The 21311-nt window shown below is 67.7% G+C and carries 20 protein-coding genes; all 20 read right to left on the bottom strand.

The window, feature by feature from the left end; translation table 11 throughout:
• Window positions 1-12: 12 nt before the first annotated feature.
• The 20 genes from HNE04_RS25930 to HNE04_RS25835 all read right to left on the bottom strand — a co-directional run bounded on the left by HNE04_RS25930 (window position 13) and on the right by HNE04_RS25835 (window position 21298).
• Window positions 13-1221, bottom strand: a complete 1209-nt coding sequence (locus HNE04_RS25930; RefSeq protein WP_172226196.1) for an acetyl-CoA C-acetyltransferase — start codon at window positions 1219-1221, stop codon at window positions 13-15.
• A 69-nt stretch (window positions 1222-1290) separates the two neighbouring features.
• Window positions 1291-4077, bottom strand: a complete 2787-nt coding sequence (locus HNE04_RS25925; RefSeq protein ID WP_172226193.1) for a LuxR C-terminal-related transcriptional regulator — start codon at window positions 4075-4077, stop codon at window positions 1291-1293.
• A 62-nt stretch (window positions 4078-4139) separates the two neighbouring features.
• Window positions 4140-5324 carry a lipid-transfer protein gene (locus HNE04_RS25920; protein ID WP_172226190.1) on the bottom strand — a complete coding sequence of 395 codons (1185 nt, stop codon included), beginning with the start codon at window positions 5322-5324 and terminating at the stop codon, window positions 4140-4142.
• A 33-nt stretch (window positions 5325-5357) separates the two neighbouring features.
• The gene (locus HNE04_RS25915) at window positions 5358-6527 is read right to left on the bottom strand and encodes an ABC transporter substrate-binding protein (protein WP_172226187.1); all 1170 of its coding nucleotides are present in this window, start codon (window positions 6525-6527) and stop codon (window positions 5358-5360) included.
• Between the two features lie 37 nt (window positions 6528-6564).
• Window positions 6565-7734 carry an ABC transporter substrate-binding protein gene (locus tag HNE04_RS25910; RefSeq protein ID WP_172226184.1) on the bottom strand — a complete coding sequence of 390 codons (1170 nt, stop codon included), beginning with the start codon at window positions 7732-7734 and terminating at the stop codon, window positions 6565-6567.
• A gap of 34 nt (window positions 7735-7768) precedes the next feature.
• Window positions 7769-9634: an AMP-dependent synthetase/ligase gene (locus tag HNE04_RS25905; protein ID WP_172226181.1), complete on the bottom strand. Its 1866-nt coding sequence runs from the start codon at window positions 9632-9634 to the stop codon at window positions 7769-7771.
• Between the two features lie 7 nt (window positions 9635-9641).
• Complete coding sequence (locus HNE04_RS25900; protein WP_407926623.1) at window positions 9642-10403, bottom strand: ABC transporter ATP-binding protein; 762 nt, start codon at window positions 10401-10403, stop codon at window positions 9642-9644.
• Between the two features lie 8 nt (window positions 10404-10411).
• Window positions 10412-11314, bottom strand: coding sequence for an ABC transporter ATP-binding protein (locus HNE04_RS25895; RefSeq protein ID WP_172226175.1), 903 nt, complete (start codon window positions 11312-11314; stop codon window positions 10412-10414).
• On the bottom strand, window positions 11311-12387 hold the full coding sequence (locus HNE04_RS25890; RefSeq protein ID WP_172226172.1) for a branched-chain amino acid ABC transporter permease: 1077 nt from the start codon (window positions 12385-12387) through the stop codon (window positions 11311-11313). Before HNE04_RS25890 ends, HNE04_RS25895 begins: the two co-directional genes overlap by 4 nt.
• Window positions 12388-12391: 4 nt before the next feature.
• On the bottom strand, window positions 12392-13267 hold the full coding sequence (locus HNE04_RS25885; protein ID WP_172226169.1) for a branched-chain amino acid ABC transporter permease: 876 nt from the start codon (window positions 13265-13267) through the stop codon (window positions 12392-12394).
• Between the two features lie 82 nt (window positions 13268-13349).
• Complete coding sequence (locus HNE04_RS25880; protein ID WP_172226166.1) at window positions 13350-13811, bottom strand: DUF6285 domain-containing protein; 462 nt, start codon at window positions 13809-13811, stop codon at window positions 13350-13352.
• 5 nt (window positions 13812-13816) lie between these two features.
• Complete coding sequence (locus HNE04_RS25875) at window positions 13817-14830, bottom strand: phosphotransferase family protein (protein WP_235965425.1); 1014 nt, start codon at window positions 14828-14830, stop codon at window positions 13817-13819.
• Window positions 14827-15831 (bottom strand): NADPH:quinone oxidoreductase family protein, encoded by a 1005-nt coding sequence (locus HNE04_RS25870; protein ID WP_172226163.1) that lies wholly within the window; start codon window positions 15829-15831, stop codon window positions 14827-14829. The genes HNE04_RS25875 and HNE04_RS25870 overlap by 4 nt, the downstream gene beginning before the upstream one ends.
• 4 nt (window positions 15832-15835) lie before the next feature.
• Window positions 15836-16876, bottom strand: coding sequence for a DUF7064 domain-containing protein (locus tag HNE04_RS25865; RefSeq protein ID WP_172226160.1), 1041 nt, complete (start codon window positions 16874-16876; stop codon window positions 15836-15838).
• The gene (locus HNE04_RS25860; RefSeq protein ID WP_172226157.1) at window positions 16873-17337 is read right to left on the bottom strand and encodes a VOC family protein; all 465 of its coding nucleotides are present in this window, start codon (window positions 17335-17337) and stop codon (window positions 16873-16875) included. Before HNE04_RS25860 ends, HNE04_RS25865 begins: the two co-directional genes overlap by 4 nt.
• A gap of 19 nt (window positions 17338-17356) precedes the next feature.
• Entirely contained in the window at window positions 17357-18139 is a 783-nt protein-coding gene (locus HNE04_RS25855) for an enoyl-CoA hydratase/isomerase family protein (RefSeq protein WP_172226154.1), read from the bottom strand.
• Window positions 18139-18513 (bottom strand): Zn-ribbon domain-containing OB-fold protein, encoded by a 375-nt coding sequence (locus HNE04_RS25850; RefSeq protein ID WP_172226151.1) that lies wholly within the window; start codon window positions 18511-18513, stop codon window positions 18139-18141. Before HNE04_RS25850 ends, HNE04_RS25855 begins: the two co-directional genes overlap by 1 nt.
• Window positions 18514-18516: 3 nt before the next feature.
• Window positions 18517-19677 (bottom strand): thiolase domain-containing protein, encoded by a 1161-nt coding sequence (locus HNE04_RS25845; RefSeq protein WP_172226148.1) that lies wholly within the window; start codon window positions 19675-19677, stop codon window positions 18517-18519.
• Between the two features lie 7 nt (window positions 19678-19684).
• Window positions 19685-20140, bottom strand: coding sequence for a MaoC family dehydratase (locus HNE04_RS25840; protein ID WP_172226145.1), 456 nt, complete (start codon window positions 20138-20140; stop codon window positions 19685-19687).
• 12 nt (window positions 20141-20152) lie between these two features.
• Complete coding sequence (locus HNE04_RS25835) at window positions 20153-21298, bottom strand: acyl-CoA dehydrogenase family protein (RefSeq protein WP_172226142.1); 1146 nt, start codon at window positions 21296-21298, stop codon at window positions 20153-20155.
• Between the last annotated feature and the right edge of the window lie 13 nt (window positions 21299-21311).

Raw genomic sequence — 21311 nt, 5'->3', positions numbered from 1 at the left:
TGTCTTGCCGCGTCACACGCGCTCGATGATCATCACCGAGCCCATGCCGCCGCCCACGCACAGGGTGATGAGGCCGGTGGCGAGATTGCGGCGTTCCAGTTCTTCGAGCACCGTTCCCAGCAGCATGCCGCCGGTGGCCCCCAGGGGATGTCCCATGGCAATGGCGCCGCCATTGACGTTGACCTTTTCGTGCGGTATGTCCAGTACGTCCATGAAGCGCAGCACCACGGCGGCGAAGGCTTCGTTGCACTCGAACAGATCGATGTCGCGCGGTGTCATGCGGGCACGCGCCAAGGCGGCCTGAGCCGCCGGCGCGGGGCCCGTGAGCATGATGGTGGGCTCGGTGCCCACGGTGCCGAAGCTACGCACGCGTGCACGGGGCTTCACCCCCAGTTTTTTCGCCATGTCGCCGCTGCCGATCAGCACCGCCGAGGCGCCGTCCACGATGCCGGACGAGTTGCCGGCGTGGTGCACGTGCTCGATGGCGGCGAGTTCGGGGTAGCGCTGCAGCGCCATCGCGTCGAAGCCCATGCGCTCCCCCATCACGGTGAATGAGGGCTCGAGCTTGGCAAGAGATTCCATCGTGGTGTCCCCACGCACGTGTTCGTCGCGCTCCAGCACCGTCAGGCCGTTGACTTCACGCACGGGTACGATGCCGCGCGCGAAGCGGCTCTCGGCCCATGCGGCGGCGGCGCGACGCTGGCTTTCCACCGCGTACGCGTCCACGTCGCGGCGGCTGTAGCCGTACAGCGTGGCGATCAGATCGGCGGACACGCCTTGCGGCACGATGCGGTTGGGAATGGTGATCTGCGGGTCCGTGACCCAGGCGCCGCCGCCCGCGAACATGGGCACGCGCGACATGCTTTCCACGCCGCCGCCGATCATCAGCTCGGCCTGGCCCGCCATGATCATGGCCGAGGCGAAGTTGCACGCTTCGAGCCCGGAGCCGCAGAACCGGTTGATCTGCACGCCGGGCACGTGCGAGAAGCCGGGCGCGGCGAAGGTCACGGCCTTGGCCACGTCGGAGGCCTGCTCCAGTGAGGGTTCCCCACAGCCGAGCAAGACGTCGTTCACCAGCTCGGGCGCGAAGCCGTTGCGCTCCTGCAGGGCAGTGAGCAGTCCGGCCGCGAGGCGAGCCGGGCCGATTTCGTGGAGGGCGCCGCTCGCGCGGCCCTTGCCGCGCGGCGTGCGCACGGCGTCGAGAATGAAGGCTTCTGTCATGGCGCGACTGTGCCCGGCAGACGCAGGAGAGTCATCGTCGGGAACGACGATTTGGAAGGGCGCGGCGGACTAACCGATCAGCCCAAGCCTGCGTGCCGCGGCAATCGCCTCGACCCGGCTTCGGGTATCGAGCTTGACGTTGATGTTGCGCAAATGCGTGCGTACCGTCGTCTCGGCGACGAAGAGGCGCTCCGCAAGTTCGTCGTTGGTCAGGCCTTCGGCCGCGAGCCGCAGCACCTGCAGCTCCTTGCGCGTGAGCAGTTCGGTGGCTGCCACGGACGATTCGGGCCTTCCATCGGGCGCGACAGCCGGCGTGGGCGGCGGCGGTGCGCGCAGCAGCCGGTCGATGAACGCGAGCGCCTCGTCTCCATGGCCGTCCTCTCGCACGAGGTCGGGCATGGCCCGCAGTTCGCGCAGGATCACCATCAATAGCTCGCCTTCGTCCTGAAACGCCCGCACATACCCCTCGGCCCATGCCAGACGCACCGCACGCGCCAGCATGCGCACGGCCTTGTTGCGCTGGTCGTCGCGGTACAGCGCCTGCGCGAGCAGCAGTCGCAGCGTGAGTGCACGGCGCTCGCGCTGCACGCGCTCCGCCGCCTCGAGCTCGGTGCGCAGCAAGCGAATTACTTCGCCGGCGTGTCCCGTGCGCACGGACCAGCGTGCCAGCGCCACGTCGTAGGTCTCGACTTCGTTCGCGCGCAGGGAGAGCCGCGCCACGCGCGCCCACAAGTCCTTGTCGCCGCAGCGGTCGAGTTCGCTGCGCGCCTGCGCCAGCCGGTCTGCCATCAGGAGCAGCCGCACGCGCTCCAGCCTGGCCGTGGCCACCACACGCGGCAGCCCGTCGCGGTGGCCGATGTGTTCCAGCTCGGCGAGCATCCGTTCGGCGCGTTCCGCATCGCCCCGGTCGGTCGCAATGCGTGCCATCACCACGTGGCCGATGATGAGCTCGTCGGGAATGCCCACGCCGCGGATCAGCGGCAGGTACACCACCAGCAGCCGTTCTGCCTGTTCGAGCTGCCCGGCCTCGTACAGCGCCAGCGCAAGGGGAATGCCGGCGAGCGCATTGCCGTTGGTGGGCTGCGTCGCGTCGATGGCGCCGGCGCTAACGGCGACGCGCAAGCCCGCGATCGCCTTGCGCAGCCGCCCCTGCGTCATGTCGACGGCGGCCTCCGCGGCTTCCGATAGCGCGAAGTTGAATGGACTGCGGTGCGCCGGCTGGCGCGAGCGTGCCGCGTCTGCAAAGCGCAGCGCGTCGTGGTAGCGCCCGGCGATGAGTGCCAGATTAGCCATGTTGACTTCGAGGAAGCCGCTCACGAAGGCGATGTCGCCCGGGATCTCCTCGAGCGCTGCTGCCGCAAGTGGCAGCGCTTCCTCGATCTGGTCGGTCAGCGACAGGAAGAGGGGGCGCATCGCGAGGCGGTGCGCGCGCACTTCGCGGTCGGGATGCGCGCTTCGCTCCAGCCGATCAAGCAGGGTGGCGGCAGCGCGCGGTCCGCGTGCGAAGCACACCGCCCAAGCATGCACGACCTGCAGCATGGGATAAGCGTCGAGCGCACCCGCCTCCAGCAAGGGATCGAGCCAGCGCGACAGCAGGCGCACCCGGCCTTCCTCGAGCAGTGCCGGCGCATGCCGCGCCAGGGAGGGCAGCGCGTAGGGGAGATCGCCCGCGGCCAGCGCATGCTCGATGGCGGGCACGGGGCGGCGATGTTCGTCGTACCAGCGCGAAGCCGCGCGATGCAGACCCGGAATCTCGGCCGGGTGCTGGCGGGCCAGCTCGGTGCGCAGGAACTCCGCGAACATGCCGTGGTAGCGGTACTGGCTGTGGTCGCCCTGCAGCGGGATGAGGAACAGGTGCGCCTGCTCCAGGCAGCGCAGCATCTGCGCGCTGTCATCGCGTCCACACACCGCGTCGCACAACGGTGCGTGCAGCTCGCCGAGGAGGCTGGTGCGCAGCAGGAAGCCGCGCACGTCTTCGCTCTGCCGCGCCAGCACGTCCTCGACCAGGTACTCGACCACAGCGGCATTGGAGCCGGAAAAGCCCGCGATGAAACGCCCGGGATCGTCGCGGTTTTCGAGCGAGATGGAGGCAAGCCATAGCGCGGCAGCCCAGCCTTCAGTACTGCGGTGCAGGCGGCGCACGTCGTCCGGCCCGAGCACCAACCCCCGGCGCTGGCGCAGGAAGGCATCAGCCTCGCCCTCGGTGAAACGCAGTTGCGCCGGCTCCACCTCGAGCAGCCGGCCACGCGCGCGCAGCCGGCCGAGGCCGAGTTCCGGCACGCCGCGCGAGCCGACGATGAGCTGCGCACCGCGCGGCAGCTGCTCGATCAACTCGCTGACGATGCCGATGGCTGCGGGGTTCTGCAGCGCTTCGAAATCGTCGAGGAAGAGTGCGAAGGGCGCCGGGTGCGCGGCCACCCGGTCAATGACGGCGAAGGCCAGCTCATCGGGACCGATGACACCTTCATGCGGCGTCGCAAGTTCGGGAATGAGCCGCGACAAAGTGGCGGTCAACCCGGCCAGGAAGCGCACCACGTCGTTGTCGGCACGGTCGAGTGTGAGCCAGGCGGCCGGCAGGCCGGTCTGCACGAAGCGTTCGTGCACCTGCAGCATAGTGGTGGTCTTGCCGAAGCCCGCGGGGGCGCGGAGCAGCACGAGTTTTGCCGCGCCCGCTGCGAAGATGCGTTCGCACACGTCGGTGCGTGCAATCTCGAAGGCGGAGGGCTGCGGCGGGATGAGCTTCGCGCCGAGCGCGGCAGTACGGGGCAGGGCAGCACGCGCCGCATCCGCGCGCGGCGCGTTGGCCGCGGCGCGTTCGTGGGAACCGGCAGTTGCCGAATCGTTGTCGTGCTGCATGTCCAGCCCTGCGGGCATGGCGATCCTTCGCAAAACCACCGCGGCGGCCCGCCGCGGGCCGCTCAGGCCCGCTGGTAGAGGGTAACGACGCAGGCGCCGCCGAGACCCAGATTGTGCTGCAGTGCGAGCCGGACGTCTGGCACCTGCCGCGCGCCGGCCTGGCCGCGCAGCTGCCACACCAGCTCGGCGCACTGGGCGAGCCCGGTGGCGCCGAGCGGATGACCCTTGGAGAGCAGTCCGCCGGAGGGGTTGGTGACCACCTTGCCGCCGTAGGTGTTGTCCCCGTCCAGAATGAACTTCTCGGCGCCGCCCTCGGGCGCGAGGCCCAGCGCTTCGTATGTAATCAGTTCGTTCGCGGTGAAGCAGTCGTGCAGTTCCACGACCGGGATGTCCTCCGGCCCGATGCCCGCCGCTTCGTACACGGTGGTGGCCGCGCGGCGCGCCATGTCGTAGCCGACCAGCTTGCGCATGTCCTTCTCGTCGAAGCTGCTGTTGCCGTCGGTGGTGAGCGCCTGCGCGGCGATCCAGACGTCGGTCTTCAGGCCGTGCCGCTTCGCGAACTCGGGCGAGCACACCACGGCAGCGGCGCCGCCGCAGGTGGGCGGGCAGCACTGCAGGCGCGTCAGCGGCTCGAAGACGGAGGGCGACGCCATGACCTCGTCCAGCGTCAGAGGCTCGCGGAACAGCGCATGCGGGTTGTTGGCGGCGTGGCGGCGCGCCTTCACCGAGATGCGGGCGAAAGTGTCGGCCCGCGTGCCGTAGAGCTGCATGTGCATGCGCCCGGCGCCGCCGAACAGCTGCGCCGCCACCGGCACGCCGGGCGCCTCACCCTGGATCGCGTGCATGGTGTCGATCAGCCGCTGCGAGGGGTCGGGCCGGTCGGTCCAGTGCGCGGCGATGGCACCACGCTGCATCTGCTCGAAACCCATCGCCAGCACGCACTCCGCCGCGCCGCTGGCCACCGCCTGGCGTGCCAGGTAGAGCGCGGTCGAGCCGGTGGAGCAGTTGTTGTTGACGTTGATGACTGGCACGCCCGTCAGGCCCAGATGGTACGCCGCGGCCTGGCCGCTGCACGAGTCGCCGTACACATAGCCGGCATACACGGTCTCGATCGACTGGTAGTCGATGCCCGCGTCGTCCAGCGCCGCGCGCGCCGCGCGGGCCCCGAGTTGGTGATATGGTTCGCTCGCGCCAGGCTTGGAGAACGGCACCATGCCGACTCCCGCCACGTGGACCTTGCGTGTCATTCGGAACTCCTTGCGCCTTGCCGCCTGTCGTGCCTAGCGTGCGTCTGCCGCGTAGTCGTACACCACTTTCCAGCGGCCGTCCTGCAGTTGGGAGATGCGCGACGCGCGCGAGCCGATGTGCCTGGTCGGGGAGAAGGTCAGCTTCGGGCTGCCGAAGATGTCGGGCGGGATCGCGATCGACTCCATCGCCTTCACGAAGCTGTCGGCCGTGAGATGGGCCCCCGCCTTCTGCAGGCCTGCGGCGAAACGGTCCACGGTCATGTAGCCATAAGCCGCGAATACCGTCGGGTCATTGCCGAACTGGGTCTTGTACTTGTTGGCCCAGAAGCGCACCGGCTGCGACGCGTCATCCATGTATGGGATCAGCGCGAACATATCGGCGTAGAGCCCGTCCATGGCTCTGCCGCCAATGCGGGGGATGAGTTCGGTATAGGCCGACGAGGATCCCATCAGTGTCGGGTTGTAGCCCAGCTTGCGCATCTCGGCGATGGAACCTACCGTCTCCCGCAGCTGCGTGCCCAGCACGATGAAGTCGCAGCTCGCCTGCCTCAGCCGCAGTACCTGGGACGAGAAGTCCGTCGCTCCGCGCTTGTACGTGGTCTTCTCGTGGATCTCGGCGTTGATGCCCTTCAGGCCGGCCTCGGCGCCCTTGAGCACTTCGTGGCCGAACTCGTCGTCCTGCAGCAGCGCGCAGGCTTTGGCCGACTTCGTCGCCTGGTAGACACGCGGCGTGCTGTTCATCATGCCGTCGTAGTTGGGCGTGGTGAAGCCGAACTTCAGCTTGTGCGGAGGATCGAACATTTCGCGAGCATTCGACATCGGCATGAAGCTGATCACGCCCTTGTCCACGATAACCGGCATGGCGGCGATGGCCGCGGCACTGCCCATCAATCCCAGCATGGCGAAAATCTTTTCCTGGTTCACCAGCTTCTGCGTGGCGAGCACCGTTTTCTTGGGGTCGTAGCCGTTGTCCTCGATCAGGAGTTTCAGTTTGCGGCCGTGGATGCCGCCCTGCTCGTTGATCTCGACGACGCGTAGCCGCGCGCCGTTCGCGTAGTCCTTGCCCCAGGCCGCGATCGGTCCGGACAGGTCGGTGGCGGTTCCGATCACGACTTCGGTCTTCGACACGCCCTGTTGTGCGTGCAGCGGCGTGGTCAGTGCCGCGGCGGCCAATGCCGCCGCGGCGAGGGACAAGCGGTTCATGGAGTCTCCTTGGTGATGTCGCGTCATCGTTGCTCGTTCACTGCTTCGGATAGTCGAAGACCACCTTCCAGCGGCCGTCCTGCAGCTGCGACACGCGGGACGCGGTGGAACCGATGTGCTTGGTAGGCGAGAACGTGAGAGTGGGGCTGCCGAAGATGTCGGGCGGGATCGTCATCGTCTCCATCGCTTTGACGAACGCATCGGTCGTGAGGGCGGGACCGGACTTCTGCAGCGCGGCCACCAGGCGGTCGGCGATCAGGTACCCGTACACGCTATAAACCGTGGGGTCGCCGTTGAACTGCGTCTTCCACTTGTTGGCCCAGAAGCGCACGGGCTGCGATGCATCGTCGACATAGGGGAACTGCACGAACATGTCGCCATAGACGCCGTCCATGGCCTTGCCGCCCAGCTTGGGGATCTGGTCGGTGTAGACCGTCTGCGGGCCCAGGAAGACGGGGTTGAACCCGAGCTTTCGGGCCTCGGAGACGGCACCCACGGTTTCGCGGATCAGCGTGCCGAGCAGCACGAAGTCGCAGCCGGCGCTTTTCAGGCGCGCCACCTGCGACGAGAAGTCCGTGGCGCCGCGCTTGTAGGTGGTCTTCTCGACGAACTCGACCTTGATGTCCTTCAGCCCGGCCTCGCCGCCGCGCGCGACCTCGAGTCCGAAGTCGTCGTCCTGGTACAGGGCGCAGGCCTTGGTCGACTTGGTGGCCTGGTACACGCGCGGTGCGCTGTTCTTCATGCTGTCGAAGTTGGGGGGCGCGAAACCGAACTTGAGCTTGTGCACGGGCTCGTACATCTCGCGCGCGCTGGACATCGGCATGAAGCTGATGACGTTCTTCTCCAGCAGGATGGGCATGGCGGCAATCGCAGCGGAGCTGCCCATCAGGCCCATCATCGCGAAGATCTTTTCCTGGTTCACCAACTTCTGCGTGGCGAGCACCGTCTTCTTCGGGTCGTAGCCGTTGTCTTCGACCAGAAGCCGGATCTTGCGGCCGTGGACGCCGCCTTGTTCATTGACTTCGGCGACGCGCAGCTTCATGCCATTGAGCACGTCCTTGCCCCAGGGCGCGAGCGGCCCCGAAAGGTCCTGCGCCGTGCCGATCACGACTTCGGTCTTCGTCACTCCCTGCTGCGCGAGCGCAGGGGCGGTGGCGAGGACCATGGCCGCGCCCGACAGGGCGGCCGCGAGTAGGGTGCGTTTCATGCTGTCTCCTTGATAGTGCTGGCGGGATCTGGTTTCACTGGGACTGGTACATGGCTTCGATCTGGGGCGCGTACTTCTGCTGCACGAGCTTGCGTTTCAGCTTCATGGTGGGCGTGAGTTCCTCGTCCTCGGCGGAGAGTTGTGTCTCCAGCAGGTAGAACTTCTTGATCTGCTCCACGCGCGCGAACTTGGCGTTCACCTTCGCGATCTCGCCCTCGATCAGCGCGCGCACTTCGAGCGCCCGCGTGAGGCTGGTGTAGTTGGAGAAGGGAACATCGTTGTCCTGCGCGAACTTCTCGACGTTCTCCTGCTCGATCATCACGATGGCGGTGAGGTAGGGGCGCCGGTCGCCGATCACCACCGCGTCCGTCACGTAGGGGCTGAACTTCAGCTCGTTCTCCCACTCGCTGGGCGTGACGTTCTTGCCGCCCGCCGTGATGATGATGTCTTTCATGCGGTCCGTGATGCGGAAGAAGCCCGCTTCGTCGACCGCTCCGACGTCGCCGGTGCGCAGCCAGCCGTCCTGGCCGATGGTCTCAGCCGTCTTCTCGGGCTGGTTGAGGTAGCCCATGAACACGTTGGGTCCTCGCACCAGCAGTTCCCCGGTGGCCGGATCGATGCGCACTGCGTTGTAGTCGCGCGCCTGGCCGATGGTGCCCAGGCGGATGGAGTGCGGTGTCATCGAGGTGGAGATGCCGGCTGTCTCCGTCTGGCCCCAGCACTCCAGCATCGGAATACCCAGCGCGAGGTACCAGCGGATCAGGTCCGGCGCGATCGGCGCGGCGCCGGTGACGAGGAAGCGGCAGCGGTGAATGCCGATGAAGCGGCGCACGTTGTCGAGCGATGCGATGCCCGCCAGCCGGTACTTCAGGCGCAGCCAGTGGTTCACCGGTCGGCCCGTCAGCACGCGTTGCGCCACCTGTTGACCCACGCCGATGGACCACCCATAGAGCTTCTGCTGCACCGGACCGGCTTCTTTCACGGCGATGGTCACCGCGGAATAGAACTTCTCCCACAGCCGTGGCACACCGCCGAAGACGGTGGGTGCGATCTCGCGCACGTTCTCGGGCACGGTGTCGGGGTTCTCCACGAAGTTCATCTTCGTGCCGGTGTAGAGCGAGGCGTACAGGCCGGTGACGCGCTCGGCCACGTGGCACAGTGGCAGGAAGCACATGCGCTCGTCGCGCTCGTCCTGCGGCAGAAACTCGTTCTGGCCCTTCAGCACCGTGAGCAGGCCGCGGTGCGAATGCATCGCGCCCTTGGGCCGACCCGTGGTGCCTGAGGTGTAGATCAGGATCGCGAGGTCTTCGGCGCCGCGGGAGGTGACACGACGGTCGAACTCCCCGGGATGCGCTTTTTCGTATGCCGCGCCGCGCCGCCGCACCTCGTCGAGCGTCAGGACCATGGGGTCGCTGAAGTGGGCCAGCCCCGTCGCGTCGATCAGCACGATGTGGGTGAGCGCGGGCAGGCGGTCGCGCACCGCAAGCGCCTTGTCCAGCTGCTCTTCGTCCTCGACGACGAGCACCACGGTGTGCGAGTCCTCGCACAGGTAGTGCACTTGTTCGGCCGCATCGGTCGGGTAGATGCCGTTGGATACCGCGCCCGCGCTCAGCACGGCGAGGTCGCACCACACCCATTCGACGCGCGTGTTCGACAGGATGGAGACGCAATCGCCCGGCCGCACGCCAAGCGCGGCGAAGCCCATTGCGATCTCGCGCACGGTGGCGCCTACGTCGCGCCAGCTCCAGCCGCGCCAGATGCCAAAGTCCTTCTGGCGCATCAGCACGCGGTCGCCGCGTGCGGCCACCCCGTTCCAGAACATGGCGTGGATGGTGTCGCCGGGCAGCGTCGCTTCGGGACGCGCACGGAAGGAGTCGAGGTTCCAGAGGTTTGGGCTCATCGCTGTCTTACCGCCACGTTTTCTTTTTCTTCCATCGCCGCTCGCCGCGCACGCCGGCCTCTTTCATGCCGAGATAGAACTCCTTGATGTCGTCCTTCTCGCGCAGCCGCTCGCAGGTGTCTTCCATGACGATGCGGCCGTTCTCCAACACGTAGCCGTGGTCGGCGGCGTTGAGTGCCATGTTGGCGTTCTGCTCTACCAGCAGGATCGTCGTGCCGCGTTCGCGGTTGATCCGCACCACGATCTCGAAGATCTCCTTCGTGAGCTTGGGCGAAAGGCCCAGGCTGGGTTCGTCCAGCAGGATCAGCTCGGGCCCAGCCAGGATGGCGCGCGAGATGGCCAACATCTGCTGCTGTCCGCCCGAGAGCAGCCCAGCGTCCTGGCTGGCCCGGTCCTTCAGGATCGGAAAGTAGCGGAACACCGCATCCATGTCGGCGGCCACGGCGTCGCGGTCGCGCCGGGTGTAGGCGCCCATGAGCAGGTTGTCGCGCACGGACAGCAGCGGAAAGACCTCGCGGCCTTCGGGAACATGCGACAGGCCACGGCGCACGATCAGCGCCGGGTCGGTCGCCGTGATGTCCGCGCCGCGGAAATGCACGCTGCCCTTGCGTGGGTCGAGGATGCCGGAGATGGTCTTGAGGATGGTCGTTTTGCCGGCGCCGTTGGAGCCCAGCACGGCCACGATCTGACCGGGCTGCACATCCAGGCTGACGCCGCGGATGGCCTTGATGGGGCCGTACACGCTTTCCACGTTGTTGAGGCTCAACATCGGCCCGCTCATTGCACGGCCTCCGTCGCAGGTTGCAGCACGCGGGCAGGTTCGGCGCCCCGCGCAAGGGCGCCGCTTCGGCTTGCGGCAGGCACGCTGCCCGGCGGCCGCCGCAACGACGTGACGTCGTCCACGGTGCCGAGGTAGGCCTCGATCACGGCCGGATTCGACTGCACCTCGGAGGGCGAACCCAGCGCCAGCACCTCGCCCTGGTTCATGGCCAGCACCCGGTCGCTCACCTTGGAGACGAGGCCCATGTCGTGTTCCACCATCAGGATCGTGATGCCCAGGTCACGCTGGATGTCCTGGATCCAGAACGCCATGTCGCCGGTTTCCTCCACGTTCAGGCCGGACGAGGGCTCGTCGAGCAGGAGCAGGCTGGGCTCGGTGGCGAGCGCGCGGGCGAGCTCGACGACCTTGCGCACGCCGTACGGCAGGCCGGCGACGAGCTGGTCGCGGTAGTGCTGGAGTTCGAGCAGATCGATCACCTCCTCGACCTTGCGCCGCGTTTCACGTTCTGCGGCGCGCACCCCAGGCAGGAACAGCATCTCCGACCACACGCTGGTGCGGCGATGCACGTGGCGGCCGATCAGGAGGTTCTGCAGCACGGTCGCATGCTCGAAGAGCTCGATGTTCTGGAAGGTGCGTGCAATGCCGAGCGGGGCGATGCGCGAGGGAGCCACCGTCGCGAGATTCCGACCCATGTACGTCAGCGTGCCGCCGCTCGGGTTGTAGATTCGGCTGATCAGGTTGAACACTGTCGTCTTGCCGGCGCCGTTGGGCCCGATCAGCGTGAAGACTTCGCCGCGTTTCACGTCGAAGCTGACCTTGTTGACGGCCACCACACCGCCGAAACGGACAGTGAGGTCGCGTGCCGAGAGCAGCACGTCGGAAGCTGGGATCTTGCTCATTTCAGGCGGTCGGATTTCTGGAAGCTTTTTTGGCGCTTGAACATGCCGCGCCGGTAGAAGGGATACAGCTCCAGCCAGGTGCGGATCTTCGTCCAGCGCCCGTACAGGCCCATGGGCTCGAGCATCACGAAGGCGATGAGCAGGCCGCCGTAAATGACGCCCTGCAGGCCCGCGGCCTGCCCGATCACGGGCGGCAGCACGTCCTTGCCCAGCGAGATGAGCTGCGGCATGCCGATCAGGAAGGCCGCTCCGAGGAAGGCGCCGTGGATGGACCCCAACCCGCCGACGACCACCATCAGCAGCAGGTCGATCGACTGGATGATGCTGAACTGCTCGGGCGAGATGTACTGCATCTTGTGCGCGTACAGCGCGCCGCCCAGTCCCGCGAGTGCCGCCGAAATGGCGAAAGACATCGACTTGTAGACCGACAGCGTGATGCCCATGCTCTGCGCGGAGATCTCCGAATCGCGCATGGCCACGAACGCGCGGCCGGTCGGCGAACGCAGCAGGTTCATCACGAGCAGCGTGCTCACCACCACACAGGCGAGGCACAGCAGGTAGAACTGCTCGGCGCTGGCGATCTTCCAGTCGCCGATGGCGGGGGTGGGCACGGAGCGGCCGGCGTTGCCACCGGTGACGCTTTCCCAGCGCGCCATCACCTCTTCCACGATAAAGCCGAACGAGAGCGTCGCGATGCCGAGGTAGAGGCCTTTCACGCGCAGCGCGGGCAGGCCGACCACTATGCCGACTGCAGCGGAGAGGGCGACGGAGGTTGCCATCGCAGCGGGAAACGCCCAGCCGCGCGAGGTGAGGTAAGCCTCTGCGTACGCGCCCACGCCCATGAAGGCGGCGTGGCCGATGGAGAACTGCCCCGTGTAGCCCGCCAGCAGCATCAGGCCGACACCGACGGTGGCATAGATGTAGATGAACGTGAGCTGCGCGAGCCAGTACTCGGGCAGGACCCAGGGCGCGGCGAGCACGGCGACGCCGAGCAGGCCGTACCAGAAGCGCTGTCCGTTGTGGCGGGCCAGGTCGATGTCCTGGTCGTACGAGGTCTTGAAGACGAATTGCATGGCGTCAGACTTTCTTGCGCACGCGTTCGCCGAAGAGGCCGGTGGGCTTGATGGTCAACATGATCAGGACGACCACATAGGGCATCACGTCCTTGAAGCCTTCGGGCAGGTAGAAGCCGGAGAGCGACTCCACCAGTCCGATGACCAGTCCGCCCACGATGGCGCCGGGCAGGCTGCTGAAGCCGCCCACGATGGCCGCCGGAAACGCCTTCAGGCCGATGAAGCCCATGTTGGCATGCACGAACGTGAAGGGGGCGAGCAGGATCCCGGCAGCGGCGGCCACGGCGGCGGCGAGGCCCCACACCAGGCCGTTGAGCCGTTGCACGGGAATGCCCATGTAGTAGGCGGCCAGCTGGTTCTGCGACGAAGCCTGCATTGCGATGCCGATGCGGGTGAAACGGAACGCCATCCACAGCAGCAGGCACAGCGCGCCCGTGCAGCCGATGATGATCATCTGTTCGGCCGCCAGCACGACACCGCCCGCCTGCAGCGTCGCGCCCTTGTAGGGCACGGCGAGCGCGTGCGTGTCGGTGCCGATGCCGGGCACCATCGTCACGCCGCCGCGCGCGATGTAGCCGAGGCCGAAGGTGAGCATCACGATCGAGAACGCGGGCTGGCCGAGCACCGGCCGGATCACCGCGCGCTCGATGCCCAGGCCCACCAGCGCCATGGCAGCGACGGCGAGCATCGATGCAAGCCAGAATGGCAAGCCGAAAAGCCCCATGCCCGCGAGCGCGAAGAATGCGCCCAGCATCATCAGCTCGCCCTGCGCGAAGTTGACGGTCTCGGTGGCCTTGTAGATGAGGACGAAGCCGAGCGCGACCAGGCCGTATACACAGCCTTGCGCGATGCCCGCCAAGATGATCTGCAGTTGCAGCAATGCCTGTCTCCTGTGGCCGCGGCAGCTTGCGGCCGTCGGCTCGTTGAATGGGAAATGGCTCTTCGCCATCTGTCAGCGGAGATTAAGGTTGGCCCTGCGCGGGACCTATCGTCGTATCCGACGAATTCGCATCATCTCCGGGATACCCTTCGGCGCCACGATCGCCCCGCTCAGCGGCCATCACGCGCTGGTAGGTGCTGTAGTTCGGCTGGTCGACGGCGACCTTGTCCAGCGTCACGCGCCAGAGATGGTCCAGCAGCCCGGGGTCGTCCAGCGCCAGCGCACCGGATTCGATGCGCTCGCACAGCAGCCCATTGAGCACGGCGAGGTCGGCCGCGTTGCTGTCGAGCAAGGCGCGCAGGCTGTCGCGCTCGGCCTCGTCTCGCGCCGCCGGGCGCGCCAGCTGGCGTTGCACGGTCGCCAGCAAGCTGGCCGCGATGCGCGTGTCGTAGGCCGCGCGGCCGTCCAGTCGCGGCAGCGCTGTGTCGCGCAGGAAGCGGATTACGCCTTCGAGCAGTTCGTGCGGAACGGGAGAATCCTGCATGATGTTCAGCGCCGGGGTGCCAGCAGGTGCAACAGCTCGATCTCGGTCTCGGAGGCGCGCCGCCCGATTGCGGCACGCTCTAGCGAGGGGTCGGTGCCGTCGAGGAAGGCGCGACCCATGCTCTCGCAGGACACGCCCCACTTCAGCGTGCCGAACACCTCCCACCAGTGCACGCGCGCGGCATCCACCCGTGCGCCGCTGACGGCGGCATAGCCGTCGAAGAACGCTTCGCGAGAACCGAAGCCGCCCGCCGGCGCGTCGATGTTCCCGAATCGCCAGGCATTCATGCAAAAGAGGCCGAGATCCTCCATGGGATCGCCGAAGTGCGCGAGCTCCCAGTCGAGCACACCGCGCACGCCTTCGGGGCCAACCATCAGGTTGCCGTTACAAAAGTCGGCGTGCACCAGTTTCGGCTCGCCCGCCGGTGGCGGCGCGTTCTCGCGCAGCCAGCGAAAGGCCCAGGCGAAGACCGGCCTCGCGCTGCCCGCGGCGCGGTGCCGCCCGGCCCAGTTCAGCGACTCGTCACGCGCGAACGCGCAACGCAAGGGCGGCAGTGCCGCGGGGGATAGCGCGTGGATGCGCGCGAGGATCGCGCCGCACTGGGCGGCAAGCCGCGGCCGCAGCTCGGCGAATGCCGGATCCCGCAGCAGGCGCGGCCCACGTGTCTCGCCTTCGAGACGCTCCATGACATAGCCTTCACCCAGACCGTCTTGCGGCACAAGTTCGCCGCGGACTGCGGGCACCGGCACACCGCCCGCAGCCGCTGCGCGCAGCAGCGCCGCCTCGGCCGCCATGCCCGCGCTGCTGGCCTGCATCTCCGCGCTCCAGAGGCGCGCGCAACGCGCAACCAGTGGCAGGGCGCCGCGGGGTGTCACGGCATCGAAGGCCCAGAGCGCCTGGCTGGCTCCGCTGGTGATTTCGCGTACGCCGGTGACCTCCTGCGTGCCGGGGATGCAGCGTTTCGCCACGCGCATCAGCCTATCGGCCACGTCGTTCGCCGGGAGGGTTGTCTCGCTCATGCGTTTGCCTCGCTTGCCGCGCCCAGGGACGTCAGCAGGACAGTCTTGCCGAGCGCGCGCCGGTCGGCCAGCGCGCGCAGTGCGGTCGCCGCATCGGCCAGCGGCAGCCGGGTCGTGATCGCCGGCTGCAGTCGTCCCTCGCCGACCCACGCGAGCAGCTGCTGCATGAGTGCGGCGTTTCGCGCGGGCTTGCGTTCCATGAAGGCGCCGTAGAACACGCCGACAATGGCGCAGCCCTTGAGCAGCGTCAGGTTGAGTGGCGGCTGCGGAATGGTGCCGGACGCAAAGCCGATGACCAGCAGCCGTCCGCCCCAGGCCATGGCGCGAAGGGCGGCCTCGGTGAGCGCGCCGCCGACGGGGTCGTAGACAACGTCCAGCCCGCGGCCCCCCGTCAGCGCCTTGAGCGATCCGCGCAGGTCCGCGGCAGATGAATCGACCGTCTCGTCGGCGCCAAGCCTGTGGCACAGTGCCAGCTTGTCGCGGGTCGATGCCGCTGCGATGACGCGTGCACCCATCAGCTCGCCTAGCTGAATGGCGGCGGCACCGGTGCCGCCCGCCGCGCCCAGCACGAGCAATGTCTCTCCGGGCTGCAGTGCCGCGCGGTCGCGCAGCGCGTAATACGTGGTGCCGTAGGTTGCGGCGAGCACCGCCGCCGATTCCATGGGAACGCCGGCGGGCAGGGCAACAAGCGCACTGGGGCGCGTCGCCACTTCCTCGGCAAAACCGCCCCAGCCGCACAGCGCAAGCACCGGGTCACCGGGTGCGAATCCCGTGACACCCTTGCCAACGCGCGCCACGGTGCCGGCCACCTCGCTGCCGGGCGAGAACGGTAGTGGCGGCTTGAGCTGGTAGCGGTTCTCGATGATGAGTGTGTCGGGAAAGTTGACGCCGGCTGCGTGCACGCTCACCACCACTTCGCCTTCACCTGCGTCCAGTGGCGGCAGCTCGGCGAGCTCCAGCGATTCGGGCGGCCCGTGGCGGCGGCACAGCACGGCGCGCACGCGCTCAGCTCCAGCCGAGGCGGTGCGAGATGGGAACGCCGCCGGTCACCACATCGCAGAATTCCGACATGCCGAGCGTGGTGCGCCCGTCGCAGCGGTACTCGGTCATGGCCTCGGTGATGCGCGTGAAGCTGCCGGGCTGCGCGCCCGCGGCGGGCTTGTGTCGCAGGGGGATCAACGAGCGGACCAGGCCTTCCAGCGTGTAGCTGCGTCCACTCGCATTGAAGCTGGTGGTGAACCCCCGGTGCATGAACTCGCTGTCCCACTCGGTGTGCATGCGCAGCTCGCTCACGGGCTGCAGCAGGCCGCCCTGGAACACGTGGCCGATGATGAAGGGCTCCTGCCCCTTGCGCCCCATGATCGACAGCAGCACACCGAAGTCCCGGTCGAAGGTGACCGGCAACCAGCGGTACCAGAAGAAGTTGTGCCAGTGGCGCGGTCCCCACGACTTGTCGCGGTAGCCGGTGCCTGCCGCGATGGGGTAGCGCCTGCCATCCACCGTGATGTGGCCTTCGGCAGCGAGATGCTGTTCAGTGTGGCCGCGAAAGACCGCGTTCGCCGGGTCCAGCACGATGGGCTGTCCATCCATGGTGACGATCTCGCCACCGTGGACCGGCGCGACGCCCTCGAACTCAAGCTCGATTGCCGCCGCACGCTTCGGGTTCGACTTGAACGCGGCGCTCGGGTCTGTCATGTCGAGCGGCCGCTTCATCAGCAGCAGCTCGCCCTCGTAGCGCACCTTGAAACGCTTCCACGGCTCCAGCACCTCGAAGCGCAGGGGACCCGCATTCATCTCGCGGTTGTGCGAGATGGCCAGGCGGCCGTACATGAAGCCCACCTGACCGTCAGGCAGGTGCACGCAGCAGGTCATCTCGGCATGGCCCTCGTTCGGGCGGTTGCCGATGCGCATCCACGCGCCCATGCCTTCCTCCCGGCTGAAGGCATTGAAGTACATGCTCTCGTTGTAATGGGACGCGGACTCCGGCTCGTGGGTGTAGTCGTCGTGCGGGTCCAGCTTGAGGCGGGTGCCTTCGGGGATGATCATGCCGTGGCCGCCTTGTCCTGTTCGTGTTCCCACACTTGGTCCCATTCGCGCTGGGACAGGATTTCGACCATCGCGCCGTTGGTGGCGCGTGGGCTCAGGATCAGCCGGTCATCGCCGCGCCCCGTGGACGTGGGACGTGCGGCGAAGCGCACGCCCTTGGCCTCGAGTTCACGTGCCACGGCGCCGGTGTCTTCGTCCACCATGCAAAGGTGCAGCATGCCTTCGCCGTGATCGCGCAGGCGCCGCGCTACGGGGTTGCCGGTGTCGGCTTCGTCCACCACCTGCACGAGCTCCACCATGAACTGGTCCGGCGTGCCGTCGCGTGACAGGAACACCGAGCGCAGGCCCTCGGGCGGTACCTCCATGCGCTTGATCTCGCGGTAGCCGAACAGCCCGCTCCACTGGGCGATGGCGGCGTCGAGGTCGTGCACCAGCACGCCCACGTGAGTAATTTTCTTCATTGCGGTGTCTCCTGTTGTGTCACTGGCCCTGGAACACCGGCGCCCGCCGTTCGAGGAAGGCCTTCACGGCTTCCTTGTGATCCTGCGTCCCGGTGGCGTGGATCTGCTGCACGGCCTCGTACTCCAGAAGCTCGGCGAAGCCGCGCGATTGCGACGCAAGCAGGTTGCGCTTGATGCCGGCCTGCGCCAGCACGGGGCCGGTTGCGAAGCGGCTCGCCCATGCCAGGGTCTCCTGCGCGAGCGCGTCGTCATCGACCAGACGTGTCGCGAGCCCCATCGCATCGGCCGCGGCGGCGTCGAAAATGTCACCCGTGAGCATGAGTTCCCGCGCGCGCGCTTCGCCCACGATGCGCGGCAGCTGCCATGACACACCGAAGTCGGTCGAAAGCCCGATCTTCACGAAGGCGAGGCCGAAGCGTGCCGAGCGCGCGACGATGCGGAAGTCGCAGCACAGGGCCATGCCCAGGCCCGCGCCCATGGTGGCGCCCTGGATGCTCGCGATGGTGACCTTCGGGCAGCTCGCCATCGCCAGCGGAACGCGATGGCCCCAGCGCACCCAGTCCAGCTTCTGCTGCGGCGTGCGGGGATCGGGAGTCGCCATCGCCTTCACGTCGCCGCCCGCGCAGAACGCGCGGCCGGAAGCGGCCAGCACGATCGCGCCGACCTTCGGGTCGCGGCCGAACCGGTCCAGCGCGGAGAGCAAGGCCTCGATCATCGGATCGGACAGGGCATTCAGGCTGTCGGGGCGATTCAGGGTGAGGGTGGCGACGCCCCCCTCAATGGATTCAATGAGGTCAGCCATCATGCGGCGCCTTTCTTTGCGGGTTGGAAGTAGGGACGGGTGCGGCCCTCGGCGTCCTGCGCGAAAGTAACCTGCACCGGCTGGCCGATGCGAACGTCGGAGGGAGGGCAGCCCACGATGTTGGTCAGCATCATCGGACCCTCGGCGAGCTTCACGTAGGCCACCACATAGGGTGGCTCGGCGCGGCTCGCGATGCTGTAGCTATAGACTTCGCCACGGCCGCTGGCATTCGTCCATTCCGTGGCCGCGCTGAAGCAGAAGGGGCAGTGGCTGCGGGGGGTGTAGTGCACGCGTCCGCAGTCCCCGCACGTCTTCAGCAGCAGGCGCTTGTCATTGACCGCGTCCCAGTAAGTTTGCGTCTCGAAGGTGGGCATGGTTCAGACCCTTTCCAGGATGAGCGTCGCCGACTGGTGGAGCTGGCCGAGCGAGCCGCCGGTGCCGTGCGCCACGACGAGGTCGCAGCCGGGCACCTGCACACGCGGGTGCGCCTCGCCTCGCGCCTGGCGAACGGCCTCGATCACCTTGGTGACGCCGCCGCGGTTGCCGGGATGATTGCTGCACAAGCCGCCACCGTCCGTGTTGAACGGCAGCCTGCCCACGCCGGAGATCAGCCCGCCGTCGGCGACGAAACGCCCGCCTGCGCCGCGCTCGCAGAAGCCGAGGTCTTCCAGCTGCATGAGCACGGTGATGGTGAAGCTGTCGTAGAGCGACGCGTACTTGATATCGCCGGGCTTCACGCCCGCTTCGGCGAACGCGGCCGCGCCCGACACGCCGCCGGCTGAGCTCGCGAGATCAAACATGCCGCCGGAGAGGATCTTCACCGCCTCGCCCGCACCGCGGACCTTCACCAGTGGCCGCTTGAGTTCACGCGCGATCTCCGGATGCACCACGAGGATCGCGCCGCCCCCGTCGCTGATGACGCAGCAGTCGAGCCGGTGCAGCGGGTCGGCCACCATCGGTGAAGCGAGCACGTCCTCCACGGTCACCACCTTGCGCAGCATCGCATTCGGGTTGTGCTGCGCATGGTGCGAGGCGGCCACCTTGATCCAGGCAAGCTGTTCGGAGGTGGTTCCGTGGTCGTGCATGTGGCGGCGCGCCACCATGCCGTAGCCGTGCGCGAGGTGGCACCCATAGGCGAAGTCGAACTCGTCATCCGGCGTCTCGGGATCGACCGGCATGCTGGGGCCCACCCCCGCGGCGCGCGGCCGGCCGCACGACGTGATGAGCGCGACACGGCACTTGCCGGCCGCGATGGCCTCCGCCGCGTGTCCCACATGCAGGATGGGGGCCGAGCCGCCGGATTCCGTGGTATCCGTATGGCGCAGCTTCAGGCCCATGTAGTTGGCGAGTGTGAGCGCGCCGAAGCCGGGCACGCCGCCATCGCAGTAGAACGCGTCGACGTCGTCCTTGGTCAGGCCGGCGTCCTCGAGCGCCCCGCGCGCGACTTCAGCGTGCAGCTGCACCAGGCTCCTGTCGGTGGCGAGCCGGGTCGGGTGTTCATAGATGCCCGCGATGTACGCCTTGCCGTTGATGCTCATGCGGGGCTCAGTCGAAGTAGAGGAAGATTGATTCGGCGACGAGCGCGGGCTTGGTCTGGCCCTCCACCTCGATCGTTGTCTCGGTCACGCACTTGCGACCGCCTGGCGCTGGCTCCACGGCCTTGAACGCGATGGTGGCGCGCACACGAGCGCCGGCAGACACGACGTTCAGGAAGCGCAAACGGTCCGACCCGTAGTTCAGCACGCGCGATGTGCCACGCACGTCGTATAGCGGCGGCATCAGCCGCCCGAGCAGGGCGAGCACCAGAAAGCCGTGCGCGATCGTCTTGCCACCGGGCATCTCGCGCGCCGCGCGCTTTGTGTCCACGTGAATCCACTGACGGTCGCCTGTGAGTTCGGCGAAGGCGTCGATCATGCGCTGGTCGACAGTGAGCCATTCGCCGGGGCCAACGGTGGTGCCCACCATGTCGGCGAGCCTGGAAGGGGGTTCGATGATCAGCATGTGAGCCGTAAGTCAGGCTGCGGCGCGCTGCGGCGCGGTGAGGGTTGCCAGGCGCTGCTGGTGGTGGTCGGCATTGCCGAAAAGAGTGTCGAGCATCAGCAGACGCTTCATGACGTGCCCGATGGCGAGCTCGTCGGTCATGCCCATGCCGCCGTGCAGCTGGATCGCTTGGTGGCCGATCCAGCGGCCCGCGCGGCCGATCTGGACCTTGGCCGTGGCGGACGCGCGCGCGGCCACCGCAGCGTCACCGTCGGCGCAGAAGGCGGCGTGCAGAGCCAGAGAGCGGCTGCATTCGAGTTGCACGCGCATGTCTACCACGCGGTGGCGCAGCACCTGGAACTCGGCGAGCGGCTGGCCGAACTGCTTGCGCTGGCGCAGGTAATCGACGGTCTGCGTGATCGCGGTTTCCATCGCGCCACAGGCTTCGGAGGCCACAACGGCCAGTGCCTGGTCGACTACGCGACGCACCGCCGGCAGCGCCGCTTCGACGTCGCCCAGCACAGCCTGCACCGGTGCGGAGTCGAAGCGCACGTGCGCGCCCGGCCGCTTGTCGACCATGGGGAAGCGGCGGAGGGTGACGCCCGCCGCGTCGCGCGGTACGAGGAAGAGGCCGATGCCGCCTTCATCGAACCGGCCGCCGCCGCTGCGCGCCAGCACCACCAGCATCTCGGCATCGGGCGCGTCCCAAACGCTGACCTTTTCGCCGTCTATCTTCCAGCCCGTCGCCGTGCGTGTGGCGCGGGTCTGCACGTCGTGCAGGTCGAAGCGCGACTGCGCCTCGGCCTGTGCGAACGCGAAGCGCGTTCGCCCCTCGGCGATCGCCGGCAGCCATTCGGTTTGCTGCGCCGCGCTGCCCGCAGCCTGGATGAGGCCGGCGCCGAGCACCACGGTAGAGAGGAACGGCTCCAATAGCAGCGAGCCACCGAAGGCTTCGGCGAGCACCGCCGCGTCGGACGTGCCGCCGCCGAGTCCGCCATGTAGCTCCGGCAGCGGTGCGGCGAGCCAGCCCATCTCGGCCAGAACGTTCCAGAACACCGGTGCGCCCGCGTGGGCGCCGCAGGCGACCTGGCGCCAGACGGCGTGAGGGTATTCCTTCGCCAGCCAGGCCTGCACGCTGGAGCGCAAAGCCCGCTGGTCTTCGTTGTATGCGAGTTTCAAAAGTGTCGCTCCC

Origin of the sequence: Caenimonas soli (assembly GCF_013155545.1) — a bacterium.
Lineage (GTDB): Bacteria > Pseudomonadota > Gammaproteobacteria > Burkholderiales > Burkholderiaceae_C > Ramlibacter > Ramlibacter soli.
This window is presented reverse-complemented; position numbering and strand designations above follow the sequence as displayed.

What these genes read in the sequence shown, in the direction of transcription:
- HNE04_RS25895 (WP_172226175.1), bottom strand. Translation starts at nt 11,314, where the DNA reads ATGAGCAAGATCCCAGCTTCCGACGTGCTGCTCTCGGCACGCGACCTC.
- HNE04_RS25910 (WP_172226184.1), bottom strand. Translation starts at nt 7,734, where the DNA reads ATGAAACGCACCCTACTCGCGGCCGCCCTGTCGGGCGCGGCCATGGTC.
- HNE04_RS25880 (WP_172226166.1), bottom strand. Translation starts at nt 13,811, where the DNA reads ATGCAGGATTCTCCCGTTCCGCACGAACTGCTCGAAGGCGTAATCCGC.
- HNE04_RS25840 (WP_172226145.1), bottom strand. Translation starts at nt 20,140, where the DNA reads ATGCTGATCATCGAACCCCCTTCCAGGCTCGCCGACATGGTGGGCACC.
- HNE04_RS25890 (WP_172226172.1), bottom strand. Translation starts at nt 12,387, where the DNA reads ATGCAATTCGTCTTCAAGACCTCGTACGACCAGGACATCGACCTGGCC.
- HNE04_RS25845 (WP_172226148.1), bottom strand. Translation starts at nt 19,677, where the DNA reads ATGAGCATCAACGGCAAGGCGTACATCGCGGGCATCTATGAACACCCG.
- HNE04_RS25915 (WP_172226187.1), bottom strand. Translation starts at nt 6,527, where the DNA reads ATGAACCGCTTGTCCCTCGCCGCGGCGGCATTGGCCGCCGCGGCACTG.
- HNE04_RS25905 (WP_172226181.1), bottom strand. Translation starts at nt 9,634, where the DNA reads ATGAGCCCAAACCTCTGGAACCTCGACTCCTTCCGTGCGCGTCCCGAA.
- HNE04_RS25925 (WP_172226193.1), bottom strand. Translation starts at nt 4,077, where the DNA reads ATGCAGCACGACAACGATTCGGCAACTGCCGGTTCCCACGAACGCGCC.
- HNE04_RS25930 (WP_172226196.1), bottom strand. Translation starts at nt 1,221, where the DNA reads ATGACAGAAGCCTTCATTCTCGACGCCGTGCGCACGCCGCGCGGCAAG.
- HNE04_RS25855 (WP_172226154.1), bottom strand. Translation starts at nt 18,139, where the DNA reads ATGGCTGACCTCATTGAATCCATTGAGGGGGGCGTCGCCACCCTCACC.
- HNE04_RS25900 (WP_407926623.1), bottom strand. Translation starts at nt 10,403, where the DNA reads ATGTTGAGCCTCAACAACGTGGAAAGCGTGTACGGCCCCATCAAGGCC.
- HNE04_RS25865 (WP_172226160.1), bottom strand. Translation starts at nt 16,876, where the DNA reads ATGATCATCCCCGAAGGCACCCGCCTCAAGCTGGACCCGCACGACGAC.
- HNE04_RS25920 (WP_172226190.1), bottom strand. Translation starts at nt 5,324, where the DNA reads ATGACACGCAAGGTCCACGTGGCGGGAGTCGGCATGGTGCCGTTCTCC.
- HNE04_RS25875 (WP_235965425.1), bottom strand. Translation starts at nt 14,830, where the DNA reads ATGAGCGAGACAACCCTCCCGGCGAACGACGTGGCCGATAGGCTGATG.
- HNE04_RS25860 (WP_172226157.1), bottom strand. Translation starts at nt 17,337, where the DNA reads ATGAAGAAAATTACTCACGTGGGCGTGCTGGTGCACGACCTCGACGCC.
- HNE04_RS25850 (WP_172226151.1), bottom strand. Translation starts at nt 18,513, where the DNA reads ATGCCCACCTTCGAGACGCAAACTTACTGGGACGCGGTCAATGACAAG.